Origin of the sequence: Nocardia wallacei (genome assembly GCF_029869545.1) — a bacterium.
Taxonomy (GTDB): domain Bacteria; phylum Actinomycetota; class Actinomycetes; order Mycobacteriales; family Mycobacteriaceae; genus Nocardia; species Nocardia wallacei_A.
The window spans coordinates 1-17,926 of record NZ_JARWQD010000290.1; the positions used below are offsets into that span (position 1 = coordinate 1).

At 69.3% G+C, this 17,926-nt stretch carries 13 protein-coding genes and 1 tRNA gene; 2 read left to right on the top strand and 12 right to left on the bottom strand.

Annotated elements, in window-relative coordinates:
• The 5 genes from QH290_RS25320 to QH290_RS25340 form a co-directional block, all read right to left on the bottom strand.
• A partial coding sequence (locus QH290_RS25320) for an NAD-glutamate dehydrogenase domain-containing protein (protein WP_280262145.1) occupies positions 1–2,754 on the bottom strand: 2,754 nt, incomplete at its 3' end.
• Positions 2,755–3,052: 298 nt separating this feature from the next.
• Positions 3,053–4,729 (bottom strand): energy-dependent translational throttle protein EttA, encoded by a 1,677-nt coding sequence (gene ettA, locus QH290_RS25325; RefSeq protein ID WP_280262147.1) that lies wholly within the window; start codon positions 4,727–4,729, stop codon positions 3,053–3,055.
• A 113-nt stretch (positions 4,730–4,842) separates the two neighbouring features.
• Positions 4,843–5,310, bottom strand: a complete 468-nt coding sequence (gene ssb, locus QH290_RS25330) for a single-stranded DNA-binding protein (RefSeq protein WP_280262148.1) — start codon at positions 5,308–5,310, stop codon at positions 4,843–4,845.
• Between the two features lie 135 nt (positions 5,311–5,445).
• Positions 5,446–6,402 (bottom strand): threonine/serine dehydratase, encoded by a 957-nt coding sequence (locus tag QH290_RS25335; protein WP_280262150.1) that lies wholly within the window; start codon positions 6,400–6,402, stop codon positions 5,446–5,448.
• A complete protein-coding gene (locus tag QH290_RS25340; protein ID WP_280262152.1) occupies positions 6,399–8,438 on the bottom strand; it encodes a bifunctional copper resistance protein CopD/cytochrome c oxidase assembly protein in 2,040 nt (679 codons plus the stop codon). Before QH290_RS25340 ends, QH290_RS25335 begins: the two co-directional genes overlap by 4 nt.
• Positions 8,439–8,624: 186 nt before the next feature.
• On the opposite strand from QH290_RS25340, the gene QH290_RS25345 reads away from it, so the two are divergent.
• A tRNA-Arg gene (locus QH290_RS25345) sits at positions 8,625–8,701 on the top strand.
• 127 nt (positions 8,702–8,828) lie between these two features.
• On the opposite strand, the gene QH290_RS25350 is transcribed toward QH290_RS25345, so the two are convergent.
• The 6 genes from QH290_RS25350 to QH290_RS25375 all read right to left on the bottom strand — a co-directional run bounded on the left by QH290_RS25350 (position 8,829) and on the right by QH290_RS25375 (position 14,162).
• The gene (locus QH290_RS25350; protein WP_280385596.1) at positions 8,829–9,197 is read right to left on the bottom strand and encodes a hypothetical protein; all 369 of its coding nucleotides are present in this window, start codon (positions 9,195–9,197) and stop codon (positions 8,829–8,831) included.
• A gap of 113 nt (positions 9,198–9,310) precedes the next feature.
• The gene (locus QH290_RS25355) at positions 9,311–12,025 is read right to left on the bottom strand and encodes a helix-turn-helix transcriptional regulator (protein WP_280385598.1); all 2,715 of its coding nucleotides are present in this window, start codon (positions 12,023–12,025) and stop codon (positions 9,311–9,313) included.
• A gap of 125 nt (positions 12,026–12,150) precedes the next feature.
• Positions 12,151–12,588 carry a hypothetical protein gene (locus QH290_RS25360; protein ID WP_280269735.1) on the bottom strand — a complete coding sequence of 146 codons (438 nt, stop codon included), beginning with the start codon at positions 12,586–12,588 and terminating at the stop codon, positions 12,151–12,153.
• 47 nt (positions 12,589–12,635) lie between these two features.
• A complete protein-coding gene (locus QH290_RS25365; protein ID WP_280385600.1) occupies positions 12,636–13,301 on the bottom strand; it encodes a cation efflux transmembrane domain-containing protein in 666 nt (221 codons plus the stop codon).
• Positions 13,301–13,630 (bottom strand): ArsR/SmtB family transcription factor, encoded by a 330-nt coding sequence (locus QH290_RS25370; RefSeq protein ID WP_280269737.1) that lies wholly within the window; start codon positions 13,628–13,630, stop codon positions 13,301–13,303. The genes QH290_RS25365 and QH290_RS25370 overlap by 1 nt, the downstream gene beginning before the upstream one ends.
• Positions 13,631–13,691: 61 nt before the next feature.
• Entirely contained in the window at positions 13,692–14,162 is a 471-nt protein-coding gene (locus QH290_RS25375) for a hypothetical protein (RefSeq protein ID WP_280269738.1), read from the bottom strand.
• 534 nt (positions 14,163–14,696) lie between these two features.
• Between QH290_RS25375 and QH290_RS25380 the strand changes: the two genes are divergently transcribed.
• Entirely contained in the window at positions 14,697–15,902 is a 1,206-nt protein-coding gene (locus tag QH290_RS25380; protein ID WP_280385602.1) for a hypothetical protein, read from the top strand.
• A gap of 174 nt (positions 15,903–16,076) precedes the next feature.
• Here QH290_RS25380 and QH290_RS25385 read toward each other — a convergent pair whose 3' ends face one another.
• Entirely contained in the window at positions 16,077–17,915 is a 1,839-nt protein-coding gene (locus QH290_RS25385; protein ID WP_280385604.1) for a hypothetical protein, read from the bottom strand.
• Positions 17,916–17,926 lie beyond the last annotated feature (11 nt).

Here is a 17,926-nt window from a genome sequence, read left to right on the forward strand (position 1 = left end):
ACCATCACGACGCACCACCCGAGCAGGCGGAACCACCTGCCCCGTCGCATGATCCACATTATCGGTCACATCCAACAAACCCGAGATGAACGTGCGATAACACGCCACCCCCTCGGCCTGCAACGCCTGACGATCCGCGGCGGGATCGCCGGTGGGCGCGGGCTGATGTTTCACCACGAACCCGCCCTTGGCGCCGACCGGCACGATCACCGCGTTCTTCACCGCCTGCGCCTTCACCAAGCCCAGGATCTCGGTGCGGAAATCCTCGAGGCGGTCGGACCAGCGCAAACCGCCGCGCGCCACCGGACCGAACCGCAGATGCACGCCCTCCACCCGCGGCGAATATACGAAGATCTCGAATTGCGGTCGCGGCTTGGGCAATTCGTCGATCTCGCGCGGCTCCACCTTGAGCGACAGATACTCGCGCGCGGCGCCCTGCTCATCGGTGCGGTAGTAGTTGGTGCGCAGCGTCGCCCGCATCAGGCTCAGGATGGCGCGCAGGATGCGGTCGGCGTCCAGGCTCACCACCTCGTTGATGCGCTCGGCGACCGCGGATTGCAGTTCGGCGGCGCGGTCGGGCGAGGCCGAATCCGGATCGAACAGCGCCGCGAACAGGTCCACGAACAGCCGGGCCGCGTTCGGCGAGGTCAGCAGCACCCGGGCGATATTGGCCTGGCTGTAGGGAAAGTCGGCCTGCTGCAGGTACTTCGAGTACGCCCGCAGGATCGACACCGTGCGCCAGTCCAGGCCCGCGCGCAGCACCAGCTCGTTCAGCGCATCGGCCTCGGCGCGCCCGTACCACAGCGCGTCGAACGCCGCGGTGAACCGCTCGCGCAGCCCGCGCTCCTGCGCGTCGAGCACGTCCAGGCGGTCGGACGTCTCCACCAGTTCGGCGTCCATGTTGCGGTCCAGCGACACGCGCAACAGGTCGGGCCGGGCCTGCAGGCCGAAGTCGTAGATCCACGCCTCGCGGCCGTTCTCGAACTGCAGCTTGTACGGCCGCTCGTCGACCACCTCCACGCCCAGGCTCTGCAGCAGCGGCAGCACCTGGCTCAGCGAGATGCCGCCGCCGATGTAGAGGGTGAAACGCCATGAGCCGGGGGCGGATTCGGGCCGCCGGTACAGGTGCTGGTCGATCTGCCCGGGGGCCAGCCGCTCCAGCCGCACGATATCGGCAAGGGCGCGCCCGGCCTGGAAATCCTCCTTGTAGGCATCCGGCAGCGCGGACGAATAGCGCTGCACCACAGCCGGATCCAGCACCGTCGAGGCCGCCACCTCGTCGCGCAGGTGGTCGTCCCAGGTGCGGCTGGCCTCGGCCAGCAGGTCCTGGATGCGCAGCCGGTTCGGCTCGGACACGTCCACCGGCGTGCCCGGCTCCGGCAGGCGCACCGTGAAATACACGCTGGCGAGCTCGCTTTCGGAGACACGCGCGGAATAGTCGATGGAGACGCCGCCCAGCTCGCGGACCAGAATGTCCTGGATCTCGAGCCGGACGCGGGTGGTGTAGCGGTCGCGCGGCAGATAGACCATGCAGGCCACGAATCTGCCGTAGGAGTCCGAGCGCAGGAACAGCCGCACCTGCCGCCGCAGGCCGACATTGAGCACCGCACCGGCGGTGTGCCGCATCGTCTCCACGTCGGCGGAGAACAGCTCGGTGCGCGGGAAGGACTGGATCACCTCCAGCATCGCCTGCCCCGAATACGATTCGAGTTCGTGGCCGCTCTGCTCGACCACCGCGCGCACCCGGCGCTCGATGACCGGGATGTCGAGGACGTTCTCGTGCATCGCGGCGACCGTGAACACGCCGATGAACAGATGCTCGCCGGTGATCGCGCCGCCGGTGTCGAATTCGGCGACGCCGACGAAATACGGATACACCGAGCGGTGCACGGTGGCCGGGACCAGCCCCTGGGTGAGCATCAGCAGCGGCCGGTCGCCGCCGTCGACCGGGACGCGGAAGTCGGTGCCCACGTCCGGGCGCAGCACGCCGAGGCAACTGTCCGGGTCCACAACGGATTTCGCCTGCACCCCGCCCGTCGCGGGACGCTGGTAGCGGGCGTAGCCGAGCACGGTGAAGTGTCCGTCGGCCAGCCAGCGCAGCAGGTTCGCGCAGTCGATGAGGTCGGTCGGCGAGAACGGCGGCGTGCTCTCCTTGGCCGCCAGCTCGAGCATCTCGGCCAGGCTGTCCTGCACCGCGCGCATGGCCTTGGTGTCGCCGATGACCTGACGGACATCGGTGAGCACATCGGAGATGCCGGTCTCGAGCTCGCCCAGCAGCGCCGGACTGGTCGACGGGTGCAGTTGTACGTGTATCCAGGACTCCCGCAGGGCATTCCCGCCGTTGCCGTCGACCTCGTGCGGGACGACCGATTCCAGAACGCCCTCGGCGTCGCGGGTCGACTCGAGAATCGGGTGGATCACCTCGCTGATGCTGACGCCGTGCCGGCTGAGATACGCCGTGACCGACTCCACCAGCAGCGGCATATCGTCGGTGACCATCTGCACCGCCGCCCCGAGACCGGCGCCGTCGTCCGGGTGGTACACCCGCACCCGGGCCTGCCCGGGCGGGCGCTGCATGCCCAGCTCGAGGTGTCGCCGGAACACCAGGCTCGAACCGCCCGTGATCGCGACGTCCACATCGCCGGCGTCCACGTGGCGGAAGTACGCCTCCTCGAGGTTCGCCAGTTCCCCGCGCAGCTGCGCCGGCAAACCAGCGGCCCACGCCGCGCTGGACATTTCGGACGAGACCGTCATTTTCTTCGCCAACTCCTCGGATTCGGTTCCGCAACAAAGTGACGCCGGAGTCGAGAGTAGCTGGACGCCCGCGGCGCCGCCGAGGAATCCTCCCAAACCTCCGGCGGCGCCGAGCAGTCCGAACGGCACGGTTGGTACGACCGCACCAGCTCGCCGCCCGAATTTCCAGGTAGCGTGCGACAGACGTTGCGCCAGTTGTTATTTGACGCCCGTCCCACTATGACGAATCACACTGTTTGCTTGTCGATAACCCGCGAGTAACCGGGGTTCTAACTCGCGGGTAACCGGATCGGCGGACCTAATCGCGGGTGAGCTTGCGGTGGGTGACCCGATGCGGCCGCGCGGCCTCCGGCCCCAGCCGCTCCACCTTGTTGGCCTCGTAGGCCTCGAAGTTGCCCTCGAACCAGAACCAGGATGCCTCGTTGTCGTCGTTGCCCTCCCACGCCAGGATGTGCGTGCAGGTGCGGTCCAGGAACCAGCGGTCGTGGGAGATGACCACCGAACAACCCGCGAATTGCTCGAGCGCGTTCTCCAGCGAGGACAGGGTCTCGACGTCGAGGTCGTTGGTGGGCTCGTCGAGCAGGATCAGGTTGCCGCCCTGCTTGAGCGTCAGCGCCAGGTTCAGGCGGTTGCGCTCACCACCGGACAGCACGCCCGCCGGCTTCTGCTGATCCGGACCCTTGAAGCCGAACGCGGAAACGTAAGCGCGCGAAGGCATTTCCTGGTTGCCGACCTGGATGAAGTCCAGCCCCTCGGACACCACCTGCCAGACCGTCTTGTTCGGATCGATACCGGCGCGGTTCTGGTCGACATAGCTCAGCTTGACCGTGTCACCGATTTTCACGGTGCCGCTGTCGGGCTGCTCGAGACCGACGATGGTCTTGAACAGCGTCGACTTACCGACACCGTTGGGGCCGATGACGCCGACGATCCCGTTGCGCGGCAACGTGAACGACAGGTCCTTGATCAGCTGGCGGTCGCCGAAGCCCTTGTCCAGGTGCTCGACCTCCACGACCACATTGCCCAGGCGCGGACCGGCCGGAATCTGGATCTCCTCGAAGTCCAGCTTGCGCATCTTCTCGGCCTCGGCCGCCATCTCCTCGTACCGGCCGAGGCGGGCCTTGTTCTTGGCTTGGCGTGCCTTGGCGCCCGAACGCACCCACGCCAGCTCGTCCTTCAGCCGCTTCTGCAGCTTCTGGTCCTTCTTGCCCTGCACCTCCAGGCGCTCGGCCTTCTTCTCCAGGTAGGTGGAGTAGTTGCCCTCGTAGGGGTAGGTGCGGCCACGGTCGAGCTCGAGGATCCAGCCCGCGACGTTGTCGAGGAAGTACCGATCGTGGGTGACGGCGAGCACGGCACCGGCGTACTGGGCCAGGAACTGCTCGAGCCACAGCACCGACTCGGCATCGAGGTGGTTGGTGGGCTCGTCGAGCAGCAGCAGGTCGGGCTTGCTGAGCAGCAGCTTGCACAGCGCGACGCGGCGGCGCTCACCACCGGACAGGGTGGTGACCGGCTCCTCCGGCGGCGGGCAGCGCAGCGCGTCCATCGCCTGTTCCAGCTGGGAGTCGAGGTCCCAGGCGTCGGCGTGGTCGAGCTCCTCCTGCAGCTTGCCCATTTCCTCCATGAGCTCGTCGGAGTAGTCGGTGGCCATCAGCTCGGCGATCTCGTTGAAGCGGTCCAGCTTCACCTTGATCTCGCCGAGGCCCTCCTCGACATTGCCGCGGACCGTCTTCTCCTCGTTCAGCGGCGGCTCCTGCTGCAGGATGCCGACGGTCGCGCCGGGGGCGAGCCAGGCGTCGCCGTTGTTCGGCTGGTCCAGCCCCGCCATGATCTTCAGCACGCTCGATTTACCGGCGCCGTTCGGACCGACCACGCCGATCTTGGCGCCGGGAAGGAAGTTCAAGTTCACGTCATCGAGGACGACCTTGTCTCCGTGCGCCTTGCGAACCTTGCGCATTTGGTAAATGAACTCTGCCATGTGCATCACCCTAGTAGTTCGGAAGCTATCGGCTTTACCCGGCTGGCGAATTCCCCCAGGTAGTCAACGAGTTTGAGGCCGATTCCGGCGGCCGCGGCGGCGACGGCTCCGCGTCACCCCGGATCGGCCGGAGCGGCGGCGAGCGGCTGCCCGACATCGGGCTCGACAAGCCCACCGTCAGCCGCAGAATCAACGGCCGGGGGCTCCGCGGAGTTCCCGGATCGGCGGCGCACCACCGTCGCCGTGCAGCGGCCCAGGTCCGGGCCGAGCGCGCTGGCCCGCATCTCCAGGTCCTGCCGCTGGGCGCCGTCCTTGGTGCGGTACTCGTTGGTCCGCAGCTGGCCGTAGGCGACGATCGGGTCGCCGCGGCGCAGCGAGGCGTCCACGCCCTCCACCAGGCGCCGCCAGCAGTTGATCGTGATGAACAGGCTGCCGTTGTCGACCCACTCGCCGCGGTCGCGGTCGAACCGCCGGGCGTTGCTCGCCATCCGGAAGGTGACCACCTGTTCCCCGCCTGGCAGGCTGCGCCGCACCGGATGCGTGACGACGGTACCGATGACGGCGGTGTTCGCCTCGTACATGATTCCTCCCCTTGGTGATTCGGCCCCCGCCCTCGCTACGAGGACAGGTCCAGCCTGATCGATCGGCGCCCGCCGGAAAAGGCCGAATCCGGTTCTGGGGATGGATTTCCGCACTGTGAATATCGAGTGTTTCAGCTAGAGCGTCGTCAGGTCGGTATTGGCCCCGCACAGCACGATCACCGGCCGCTCCCCCGGCTCCGGCACATACGCCCCGCTCTGGATCGCCGCCAGCGCCACCGCACCCGCGGGTTCCACCACGATCCGGAACTCGCGCCACAGGTACTCGCGCGCCATCGCGATCGCATCGTCGGTCACCAGCACCGAGCCCACCCGATAGCGAGTGGCGAGCTCGAGGGCGATATCGCCGACCCTGGTCGCGCCCAGCGCATCCGCGGCGATGCTGTTGACGTGCACGTCCACCGGACGCCCCGCGGACAGCGCGGCGTGCAGCGTCGGCGCGCCCTTCGGCTCGACACCGACCACCCGCCCGCGCGGCCCCAGCGCCGCCGCGATCCCGGCCGCCAGACCCCCCCCGCCGACCGCGACCAGCACCGGCGGCCGACCGCGCACCTGCCGCTCGATCTCCAGACCCACCACACCGGCCCCGGCCACCACGGCGGGCAGGTCGTAGGCGTGCAGCTGCAGCGCCCCGCGCTCGGCGACCAGCGCGTCGGCGTAGCCCTTGGCCTCGGCGTAAGTCGTTCCGTGCCACAGCACTTCGGCGCCGTAGGCCCACATCGCGGCCACCTTGGTGTGCGGCGCGGACTCGGGCACCACCACCGTGCACGGGCGGCTCTGCACGGCGCACGCCAGCGCCGCGGCGATCCCGGCGTTGCCGCCCGAGGCGATGACCACCCCGCGCTCGTCGCCGCGGACATCCAGCAGCGCGTTGAGGCTGCCCCGCACCTTGAAGGTGCCGCCGTGCTGCAGATATTCGAGCTTGAAGGTCACCTTCACCGGTCCGTGCGGTCCGGTCACCTCGGTGTGGAACACCGGCGTGACGCGGATCCGGCGGCCCAGGCGCAGCCGGGCGGTCCGCACGTCGGACCGGTACAGCCGCTTCACCTTTCGCGTCGCGGGTGCGTCGGTCACGGCTTGACCTCCCGGTCCCGCCGCGCCAGCTCGGCGAACATGGCGTTGTGGGCGGCGAGGTCGGCGTCGTGGTCGCGCTCGGCGGCGCGGTCGAGCCGCTTGGCCATCCGGTCGTCGCTGCGCGACCACTGGATCAGCAGTGCCAGCATCACCAGCACCAGTGGAATCTCGCCGCTGGCCCAGGCCAGACCGCCGCCGGTGCGCTGATCACCGAGCAGATCGGTATTCCAGCCCAGGCCGAGCGATCGGTAGAACCAGGCGCCGAGCACGGTCGTCATGCTCATCAGCGCGACGCCGAAGAAGGCGTGGAAGGGCAGCGAGCCGAACACCATGCCGACCTTGGTCAGCGGCTGCACCTGCCGGGGCTTGGGATCGATGCCGAGCACCACCCAGTAGAACAGGTAGCCCGACAGCAGGAAGTGCACGTTCATCGCCAGGTGGGCGCCGTGCGAGTCGAGCACCGCGCCGAAGATGCCGCCCAGATACAGCGCGTAGAAGCCGACGACGAAGAACGCCGTGGCCACCGCGGGCTGGGTCATGAACCGCGACACCGGATTGTGCACGGCGGCCAGGATCCATTCGCGCGGCCCGGGCGGGGTGTCGCGGCCCGCGGCGGGTAATGCCCGCAGCGCCAGCAGGATCGGGCCGCCGAGGGCGAACAGGATCGGCGCCAGCATCGACAGCAGCATGTGCTGGGCCATATGCACGCTGAACATGCCCGGCGCGTACCGGCCCACCCCCGAGCTGGTGGCGAAAAGCAATGTCGCGCACCCACACAGCCACGCGGCGGTGCGGCCGATCGGCCAGGTGTCGCCGCGGGCGCGCAGCCGCCGCACCCCGGCGAGATACAGCACAGCAAGCACGATGGCCAGGGTTCCGAAGATCAGGTCGAAGCGCCAGTCGAACAGGATCCGCGCGGCCGTCGGCGGCCCGGCCAGGTCGTATCCGAGTTCCACCTCGGCCGGGGACGGAATGGTCTTCAGGTCCGGCGGCGGCGTGCGGCCCAGGCCGACGGCGAGCCCGACGGTGGCGGCGAAGATCAGCGCCTCCACCCCGGCGTAGCGGATCAGCGCGGCGCGGTCACCCGGATCGGCCTGCAGCGCCGGGACCGCCTTGCGCCGCTGCACGAATCCGATCACGCCGAGGGCGCACAGCGCGACGGTCTTGGCGATCACCAGCTGCCCGTAAGTGGTCGTGAACAGGTCGGCCCACGGCACCCGCACCCACGCGTTGATCACACCGCTCACCGCGACGACGCCGAACGCACCGGTCGCCACCAGCGAGAACCGCCGCGCCGCCAGCCCGGTGTGGGCACCCGCGCGCACGGCGTGCGCGAGCACCGCGAACAGCCCGCCCACCCACAGCGCCATCGCCACCAGGTGCAGGATCAGGCTGTTGGTGGCGACATCGTGGGATCCGCCGGAGGAGGAATGCCCGGTGAGCGCGACCGGCAGCAGGCACAGCACGGCCCAGCCGAACAGCGGCGGCGTCCAGCCCCAGCGCAGCGCCAACCGGCATCCGATCGCCAGCGCCACCGCCATGAAGGCCGTCGCCCGCCACGATCCCGCCACCTCGACCTGGGCGATGGAATGCCAGACCTGTTCCGGCCGCAGGACGCTGCGCACGGGTTGCCCGGTGGTGTCCGACAGCGTCAGCGGCACCAGCAGCAGCGCGGCCCCGGCCCACACCAGCGCCGCGATCCCGGCCCGATGCAGCGCCCGATACCCGGCCACGTCGAGCAGTCCACTACGCTGCGGCGGCGTGAGGAATGCCGCGAACAACAGCGAGCCGATCGCCAATGCCGCGCACAGATCGGCGACCGCGCGGACCACCGGCAGACCGTAGGTGGTCAGCGGCCCAGGATCGGGGATTCCGAGCAGCGTCAGCGCCTGAGCTGCGGACAGGCTCACCACCAGCGGCGCGACCAGCGCGGCCAGCGCCGTCGCGACCGTCGTCAGCACCGGGAACATCGCCGCCGATTCCGACCGGACGGCCCGGGGATCAGCTTCGGCGGACGGGTCCAGCGGTGACGACATGCGGCCCAGCCTAGTTCGATTCCGCACCCCCGGCCGCCCCGCCCCGACCTCCACATCGGCCGCTGTGACGCTGCTGACATGCCCGCGGGTTGCCCGTCGGCGCCCGAGCCCCCTTCTGGACGCTCGCTATACTGAACCCGCTGGACACCATGCGGCGAACGCGGCATGGTGTGTGGTGCCTGCAATGCCTCCGTAGCTCAGTTGGATAGAGCAAGGGCCTTCTAATCCCTAGGTCGCAGGTTCGATTCCTGCCGGGGGCACCACGCGTGGGGCCAGCGACGCCGCTGGCACTTACACCATTACCCGCACCGTCGAACGCTCAAACACAGATAACCTTTCGCTCGCGCCGGTGCCCGAGGCCCGCTGTGGGCCCCGGGCACTCGCGGCGTATCAGGCGGGGATCTGGGCGCCGACGCCCCCGCCGACGCCCGCGCCCACCGCGGCACCGACGGCGCCGCCCGTCACGGCGCCGATGCCCGCGCCGACGGCGATACCGGCGACCGTGCCCACCGGGCAGGCGACAGTCGTCGCGACGCATCCGGTGGCGCCGCCCGCCACCGCGCCGAGACCCGCACCGGCGACCGTGCCGACGGCTCCGCCGACGACACCGCCCGCCACCTGTCCGGGAACGGCCTGGGTCTGCCCGGCGGCGACCGGCTGTGCGGCGGCGGGCTCGGGCGCCGCGGCCTCGGAGATACCGGCACCGGCGCCGATCATGGCGGCGGCGACGGCTGCGGTGGTGATGAATTTACGAATCATGATGTCACTCCTGGGTGTTCGGTGCCGCGTGTGCGGCCCGCGATCAGGGTGACAGAGATTCGAGCACCATGTCGGGGCGAGCAATCGCTCGGCGAACCGGTGCGCCGGGGTGATCAGAGGGTGAACCGGCCGAGTTCGGTGCGTTTGGTGATGCCGAGCTTCGGATAGGCGCGGTACAGATGATGGCCGACCGTGCGGGGGCTGAGGAACAGCTGGGCGGCGATGTCGCGGTTGCTGAGCCCGGCCGCGGCGAGGCGGACGACCTGAAGTTCCTGGGGGGTGAGCCGGGCGGCCGGGTCGTGATCGTGCGGACGGGCGACGGGGCGGTCACCGAGGGCGGCCAGTTCGGCGCGGGCCCGTCCGGCCCAGGCGTCGGTGCCCAGCCGCTCGAACGCGTGCAGCGCCTCGGTCAGTCGGGCATGGGCGTCGGCGCGGCGCCGCTGCCGCCGCAGCCATTCGCCGTACAGCAGCGCGGTCCGGGCGTGATCGAACCCGTGCTCGGCCTCGGCGTGCTGGAGAAGTGCTGTCTCGTAATGGTTTTCGTCATCGTCGCCGACCAGCGCATGGCAGCGGTGCACCAGCGCGGTCGCGTACGGCTGCCCGGTGTGGTCGGCCCAGTCGGTAAGGGCGGGCAGATACCGCGCCGCCTGCTCGGCCCGGCCGCTGCGAACCGCCGATTCCACCTGATCGGGGATGGCACGAATCAGGAAGTCCCGCCGGGCCGGTCCGGCGCAGACGGCCTCGAGGTGGTCCGCGGCCGCCTCGAACCGTCCCTGCCCGAGGTCGAGCAGACCCAGCGCCCAGGTGGCCAGGGCGGCGTTGGTGGGATGCCGGTCCCGTTGGCGCAGCATGGTTTCGGCGTGGGCGCGGCATCCTTCGGCGTCACCGGCGACGGCGGCCAGCCAGGCCGGGATGGCGGTCATGATGGCCGCCTGGGTGTGCTGCCCGAGGTCCGCGGATACCGACAGTGCCTCGGCCACAGCGGTTTCCGCGTCACGGAAGCGACCGCGCAGCAGGTACGCGATGGCCAGCGGCTCCTGCGCGTAGGGCAGCCAGCCCAGCGCACCCGACCGGCGGGCATCGGCGACCATCGCCTCCAGCACCTCGGTCGCGGCCCGGTCGTCGATGATGAGCGCGAGGTATCCGGCCAGCACGCGCTCGACCATGCCGGATGCGCGCCCGTCCCGGACCGCCGACACCAGCGCGCGCATGCCGGTGATGCCCCGCTCGGTGCGGCCGTCGAAAAACTCACCCAGACCGATCATCCCGGCCACCACCGGCCGCAGTTCGGAATCGGCCTCGAGCGGCACGCGGGCGAGGTCCCTGGCCGCGCGGCGCACCAGATCGGGCGCGCCGCCGTCCTTGGCGCATCCGATCGCATCGGTCAGCATCGAAACGGCTTGTGCCGGACGGGATTCGATGATCGGCCCGACTCCGTCCAGCATCAATGCGGCGGCCGCCGCGGGTGATTCCCGTTCGTAGGCGACCTGCGCCCGCAACCACGCGGCCTGCGCGAGGATCGACTCGTCGCCGGTGAGATCCGCTGCGGCCGAGGCATATTCGGCCGCCCGGTCGAGCGCACCGGCATCGTAGGCGGCGCGGGCGGCGCCCACGAGCCGTCGGCTGGCGCGGTCCGGGTCCGGGCTCAGCGCGGCACTGCGCTCGAGCGCGGCCGCGACGGCGTACAGCCCACCCCGCTGGGCGGCGTCCCGGGCTGCCGATTCCAATGCGGCCGCGGCGGTTTCGTCCGGCTTCGTGGCGGCGGCGGCCAGATGCCACGCGCGACGGTCGGCATAGCGGTCCTCGGTGAGCGTATCGGCCAGGGCCTGATGCGCGGCGATCCGCCAGCCGCTCGGGGCGCCCCGGTAGGCGGCGGCGCGAATGAGCGGGTGCCGGAAAGCGATTCCGCGAGTGGACAATTCGATCAGGGCGGCCTGCTCGGCGGGCTCCAGATCGGCCGCACTCAGCCCGAGCCGTTCGCCGGCGTGGGCGACGATCGCCGGATCCGCGGTGTCGTCGGCCGCCGCCAGGACCAGCAGCCGCTGTGCCGGTTGCGGGAGTTCGGCGATCCGGGCGCGGTACGCGTCTTGGACCTGCCCCGCCACGGGCAGCGGTTCGACGGGCAGCGACCAGGCGCCGCCGTGTTCCCTGCCGGTGAGCGCGGCGGTGAATTCGATGATGGCGAGCGGGTTTCCGCGTGCTTCCGCGAGGATCCGCGCGCGCGTCGGACCGGCCAGATCGTTCGCGCGCCGGTCGAGCAGGGCCGTCGCGCTGGCGCGGTCCAGGGCGGGCAGGGTCACCGTATCGAGCGCGGCCGCCGGGAAGTGCCCGGCGCCCTCGCGCACGGTGAACAGCATGGCCAGCGGTTCCTGCCGCAGTCGGCGGGCAGCGAACAGCAGCGCGTCCAGGGAGGCCGGGTCGAACCAGTGGGCATCGTCGATCAGACAGGCCAGCGGTCCGTCGCCGGCCAGCTCCGACAGCAGGGAGAGGGTGGCGGCGCCGATCAGGAACCGCTCGCCGCCACCGGCGTCGGTCAGGCCGAAGGCCGCGCGCAGGGCCTGCGCCTGCGGTTCGGGCAGGGCGTCGATGCGGTCCAGATGCGGGTGGAGCAGCAGATGCAGACCGGCGAACGGGACCTCGATCTCCGATTCGATTCCCACGCCGCGCAACAGCCGCAGATCCGCCGCCGCCGTCTCGGCGTGATCGAGCAGTGCGGTCTTACCGATCCCGGCCTCACCCCGGATCACCAGCGCACCCCCGGCCCCCGCTCGGACGTCCGCCAGCAGGCGCTCGATCCGCGCCAGCTCCTCCACACGCCCGAGAACCACCGCCGAACCCTAGCAAGCCGACCACTCGAGCAGGGCGAGCCAGCGGGTAAGCCACCGCCGGACTACTAGGACAGGGCCAGCCCGCGGATAGCCCATCCGCCCGACAACCCCGGCGGCGGCGCGGCTCACACGATGCGGGTCATGACCGAGTCGTAGCCACCGCCGCCGGGATATACCCAGGCTCCGGCCATGACCGTGTCGTTGTCGTCGAACGATCCTCGGAAGTACGCCGGTGAGCCCTTCTCACCACCCCAGATGGTGAGTTCGTCACCGTTCATCTCGTAGACGTAGTCCAAGGTGTCGCCCTTGTTGCCGTAGAAGCGGCTCTTGATGTCGGCGCTGGGCTCGTCGGCGCCGAAGGGGCGCTCTCGCCCGATCACCTCGATGCCCTCGATCCGCTCGCCGTACTGCTCCAGTTCGATGTCCTGGATCAGGAAGTGCTCGCCGGTCATCCAGCGGTAGGTGACGGTGCCCTCCGCGCCGCCGGTGACCTTCCACGTACCGATCAGCCGTTGCAGCGCGGCCAGTTCGGCGTCCCGGGCCCGGGTGTTCTGTTCACTCATGTCGGTCATCTCCTCTGCGTGCCCACCGCGACCGCGGTGGCTTCACGTCACAAGCTATGGCCGGGCCTATCGGTAACCGCATCGGTCGAAGTACTGGTATCGCAGGTCGGGCAGCAGGTATCGCCCTGCCAGGCATCGACGCCTTCCTTGACCGCGATGGCGGCGATGACCAGCGCGGCGATCGGGTCGGCCCACGACCACCCGAACACGCTGTTGAGCAGCAACCCGACCAGCAGCACCGCGGACAGATAGGTGCAGAGCAGGGTCTGTTTCGAGTCGGCGACCGCGGACGCGGACCCGAGTTCGCGGCCCGCGCGGCGCTGGGCCCACGACAGCACCGGCATGATCACCAGACTCGCTGCGGCCAAACCGATTCCGATCGGCGAGTGCCGGGCCTCGCCGACGCCCAGCAGTCCGCGGATCGAGTCGACGGTGACGTAGAGCGCGAGGGCGAAGAAGGAGAACGCGATGATCCGCAGCGCGACCTTCTCGCGGGCCTCGGGGTCTCGACCGGCGAACTGCCACGCGACCGCGGCCGCGGAGGACACCTCGATCACCGAATCGAGCCCGAACCCGATCAGCGCGGCCGACGAGACACGGGCGCCCTCGGTGAGGGCGATGATCGCCTCGATGACGTTGTAGGAGATGGTCGCGGCGACGAACCAGCGAATCCGCCGCGCCAGCAACGCCTTTCGTTGCGGCGCCTGCACCATCAGCAGCACTCCTCGGCATCGGAGGCCGCGCAGCAGGCCGGATCGACCGCCAGCACCAGCCCGAGCAGATCCTCGAGCACGGCCCCGATGCGGCGATCGGCCAGCTCGTACCGGCTGCGCCGCCCCTCCGGGATCGCGACCACCAGCCCGCAACCACGCAGGCAGGCCAGGTGATTCGACAGAATCTGCCGCGACACCCCGATCTGCTCGGCCAGGTCGGACGGATACCCCGGCCCGATCCGCAGGCTCAACAGGATCCGAGTACGGGTCGGATCCGACAGCGCGTGCCCGAACCGGGCCAGCGCGTCACGCTGCACTACGGCTTCCACAACCCCGACAGTACACAATTTTCTGTATTCATCAACGGGTGAACTATCCGAGCTCGTTGGCTCAGTCGATGATCTTGGGTAGATCGGCGGCCAGACCCTGACGCGCCTCTGCAAGGGCCGACTGCCAATCCTTTTCGGCCGCTGCCACCGAAGTGCTCAGCGCGCCATGGGATCTCAGGTCGACGAGTCGCTCGGCGGCGGCAAGTGCGGTTCCTACAGTGCCGTCGGCAAGCTCGGGCCGGTAGCGCTCGATCCTGGCTACCGCGCTGCGCAGGTCGGACATCGTGCTGTCGATGATGTCGGTTCCCGCTCGATCGCCCAGTGCGCGCAGGCGCCGGGCCGCGACCAGAAAGTCCCGGCAGGCGTCGTCGTATTCTTTGCGATGGGCCTCCCTCCGGTCGACATCCCGCATCGTGATCGCCAAGCCGACGGCATTGCGCGCATTGAGTCTGCTGATGAGAATCCCGTTGACCACCGTCGTCACGTTGCCGACAACCGCCACCACCGTCGTCAGCCAGAGTTGAAGAGTCATAGGGGGCAGGCTATCCACCGCAGCCGTTCCACTCGATACGGTAAGGTCGGCCGGGAATCGAGAGGGACAAGGCAGGCGTGGCGACAGAAGAGCATCCGATACTGCTCGGTCCGGCCGCCGAAAAGTGGCGGACTGTCGGCGCGACACACACGGTTCTCCTCATCGCCCACAACGTGACCACATTGTCGCGGCTGCTCGATATCGTCGATGTTTTCGACAATGATCCACGCATCCAATTGATCGTCACCTCGACGGCGTCGGATCCATTCCGGTCGGGCCTTTCCGAGGAGATAGGCAAGACCGGATTGGTGACGATCCCCTGGGACGTGGCGCGAACGTCACGATTCGGCCTGGCAATAGCCGCAAGCCACCATGACGATGTGTCGAACATATTGTCCCCCTTGGCAATTCTTTCTCACGGAATCGGATATACTAAGTTCTCCCCCGAGAGCCGAGAGCCGAGAGCCGAGAGCCGTTTTCGGTCTCTCCTCCGAATGGGTGCTGCGCGAAGGAAGGCCCGCCGCACGAGCACTGGTGTTGTCGCACGAGGATCAGGTGCGGCGACTGGCCCTATCGGCACCCGCGGCCGCCCCGGCGGCCGTCGTGGCGGGCGACCCGTGTTTCGACAGAATTGTCGCGAGCCTGCCGCTCCGGAATCGCTATCGCGCCCGGCTCGGCGTCGGCGACCGACTCCTCGTCTACGTCTCCTCCACGTGGTCACCCGAGTCGGCGATCGGGGTGCGATTCGATCTGATCCGGGAGTTGCTGGCCGAACTTCCGCGCGACAGTTATGCGGTGGCCGTGGCCGTACATCCGAATATCAGCCACCTGCACGGGCCCGGACAGGTGCGCCGCTGGTTCGCCGATTGTGTCCGCGCCGGACTGATCATCCTGCCCGAGATCGATGATTGGCGCACCGGCCTGATCGCCGCGGATCTCGTCGTCGGCGACAACGGCTCGGTCACCGGATACGCCGCCGCGATCGGTCGGCCGACCATACTGTGCGCATTCCCCGAGGTTCCCGACGGCACACCGATCAGCGCGCTGGGCGAGCTCGCCCCGCGCCTGCCCGCGCACGGCCCCCTGGCCCCGTATCTCGAAGCCGTTCTCGCCGAACACGAACCGAGCCGTTACGCGGAGGTCGCCGACGGGGTCACGTCGGTGCCCGGCCGAGCCCATGAACGGCTGCGGGAACTCTTCTACGGCATCCTCGATCTCACCCCGCCACCGACCGAATCCGCGCCGATATTATTGCCACCACCGGCCGAAGTACGCCCGGCACCGTATTTCGCGGACACGGTCGCGACGAGAGTGGCCGACGACGGGACGATCCATCTGGTGCGGCGGCCCGCGGAGCTGCAGCGAATCACCTTTCCCGGCATCAGGCCGGGCATCGACGTCCACCTGTGCTGCACCGCGGACTATCCGATGCTCGCCCTGCGCGAACGAGCGGATATCCTGGTCGGCACCAGCGCGGACGCGCACGGCGATGTTCCGGATTGGTTGCGGAATACCTTGCGCGACAACTCGTTCTGCGAGGTCGCCGCCATTGTCGAGGGCGATTCGTGCCGTGCACTCACCCGATCCGGTGTCGAGGTCACAATGACCACCGGTGGTCCCGCCGACCTGCTGCCCTCGGTCGTCTACGCGTGGTTCTACGGCGGCCGGTCACCGGCTGTGTCGCCGGTCGCGGTGGAAGCCGGGGGTATCCGCTATGCCGTCGAGATCACATTCGACTAGGACCCGGGGCGCAGCACCTGTTGGGATTCGCGGTGCCGCCGGGCATCTTCCGTGCGTCCTTCGTCGTCCGCCAGGTCGGCCAGTTTGCCGTGGACCGTGGCGACCTCGTTGCGCATGCCGAACCGGGCCAAGGTGTCCAGCTCCGATTCCCAGTACCGCCTTGCGTCGGTGGTGTCACCCCGTTGCCGAGCGATATCTCCAAGCAGGACACGGGCATCGCGCCGTGTTACCGGCGTCGGTCGGCCGCGCGGCGAAGAATGCCTCGGCCGCCCGCACCTGGGCTTCGGCCTCCGGACCACGCTCCAGAGCGACCAGCGCCCGTCCGCGATGCATCCGCAGCAGCGCGGTGGACCGATCACGGTCGGCAGGCTCCGGCAGCCATTCCAACGCTGCCTGCGCCGCATCGTATTCGGCCAGGGCCTCCTCCGGCTGCCCCAGCTGTTCGAGGACGATGCCCCGCCACTCGAGCACACTCGCCCGCCCCGGCAGATAATCGATCGCCGCCGCACGGTCGAACCAGGAACGGGCCGAATCGAGTTCGCCACGCCGCTCGTGCAGTGCACCGAGATCTCGTGCGAGTTGCCAGCAGCATCCGATATCGTCCGCTGCTTCCCATTCGGTGTCGGAACGGTCCGCGAGATCCCACAGGTTCCGATAGAGATCGATGATCTCCCCGGTCCGGTAGGTGTGATAGGCGAAGGGCCACAGCGCCATCGGCAGCGTCACCGCCTCGGACCACCGGCCGAGTTCCCGCGCCAGGCGCGCCGCCTCGACGAACGTCGTCCACCGGGCGGCGAGTTCGGCGGATGCGTGCTCGAAGCCGGTGTCACCGCGATAGCGTGGCTCGCACTCCTGGAACAGTCGGCCCGGTTCGGTGGCGGCGATCGGGCGCCCGGAGATCGACAACGCCAGCTGCACCGCCCGGCGCGTGCACCATTCGACCGTCCGCAGTGCGTGTATTCGCATGTCCGACACCGAATCCACGGCCAGCGCCCGCTCGACCGCGTGCCGTCGGATCACGTGCGGGAACTCGAGGTAGCCCGCGCCGCGCGGCTGCACCAGCGACCGGTCGGCCAGCTCCCGGATCAGCCGCTTCGCCTTCGGCAGGGACACGTCGAGCACGGCCGCGGCCGCCTCAGCGTCGAACGCCGCACCCGGGTACCGGCTCAGCACCCGATACGCACGGGCTTCGTCCGAGGTCAGGCCCTCGTACCCGGCGTCGCATACCGCGTTCACCACCGACACATTGTCGATGCTGAGGTCCTCGGCTACCTCATCGACCGAGTGCGCCCGTTCCAGCCGCTCCACATAGGCCTCGATCGGCTCATCACCGTCGGCGAGCCGGGCCGCGGCGGCCGCGATCAGTCGTGGCACGCCACCGCACAGCACGACCAGCCGCCGCAACACCTCCGGGTCACTCCGCGCGACCTCCGCACCGGCGAGCGACACCAAGTACTCGGCACCCGCGTCCGGATCGAATCCCTTGAGCTTCAACGATTCGAAGCCTTCGAGCCGCAGCTGCTCGAGATGCCGCTCCCCCGCCACCACGACGGCGGCATTGTGCAGGTCTCCCAGCAGCGGCAGCACCTGTCCCGCGGAACGAATCTCGTCGAGGACGATCAACAGTGGCCGCCCGCCGATCAGCGACCGCAGGACCGACAGCCGCAGCCCCGGCTCGGGAAGCTCCTGCCACGGCAGGCCCAGTTGGACAAGAAGATCCGCCAGGAGGTCCGCCGAGCCCGGCGCGTTTCCCGGTTCCGACGAATCGGCCGCGGCGTACACCACATCGCGATACTCGGCACCGAATTCATAGGCCACCGTCACGATGAGCGTGCTCTTGCCGATTCCGTTCCCACCGCTCACCGCGAGCAGCAGCGGCTCCCCCGCGTCGACCGCCCGCCTGCGCAGGTCACGAACGGCGCCGAGTTCAGTCTCTCGGTTCAGGCACAACGGTTTTCGCGGCAACGCGGCCCTCCGCCCGCCGCTGGTCTGCACTCCCCGATCCTCGGCCACAACACGACCCT

Bases quoted from the DNA above. Each gene is read 5' to 3' on its own strand.
- ettA (WP_280262147.1), bottom strand. From the start codon at position 4,729: ATGGCAGAGTTCATTTACCAAATGCGCAAGGTTCGCAAGGCGCACGGA.
- ssb (WP_280262148.1), bottom strand. From the start codon at position 5,310: ATGTACGAGGCGAACACCGCCGTCATCGGTACCGTCGTCACGCATCCG.
- QH290_RS25340 (WP_280262152.1), bottom strand. From the start codon at position 8,438: ATGTCGTCACCGCTGGACCCGTCCGCCGAAGCTGATCCCCGGGCCGTC.
- QH290_RS25350 (WP_280385596.1), bottom strand. From the start codon at position 9,197: ATGATTCGTAAATTCATCACCACCGCAGCCGTCGCCGCCGCCATGATC.
- QH290_RS25360 (WP_280269735.1), bottom strand. From the start codon at position 12,588: ATGAGTGAACAGAACACCCGGGCCCGGGACGCCGAACTGGCCGCGCTG.
- QH290_RS25365 (WP_280385600.1), bottom strand. From the start codon at position 13,301: ATGGTGCAGGCGCCGCAACGAAAGGCGTTGCTGGCGCGGCGGATTCGC.
- QH290_RS25375 (WP_280269738.1), bottom strand. From the start codon at position 14,162: ATGACTCTTCAACTCTGGCTGACGACGGTGGTGGCGGTTGTCGGCAAC.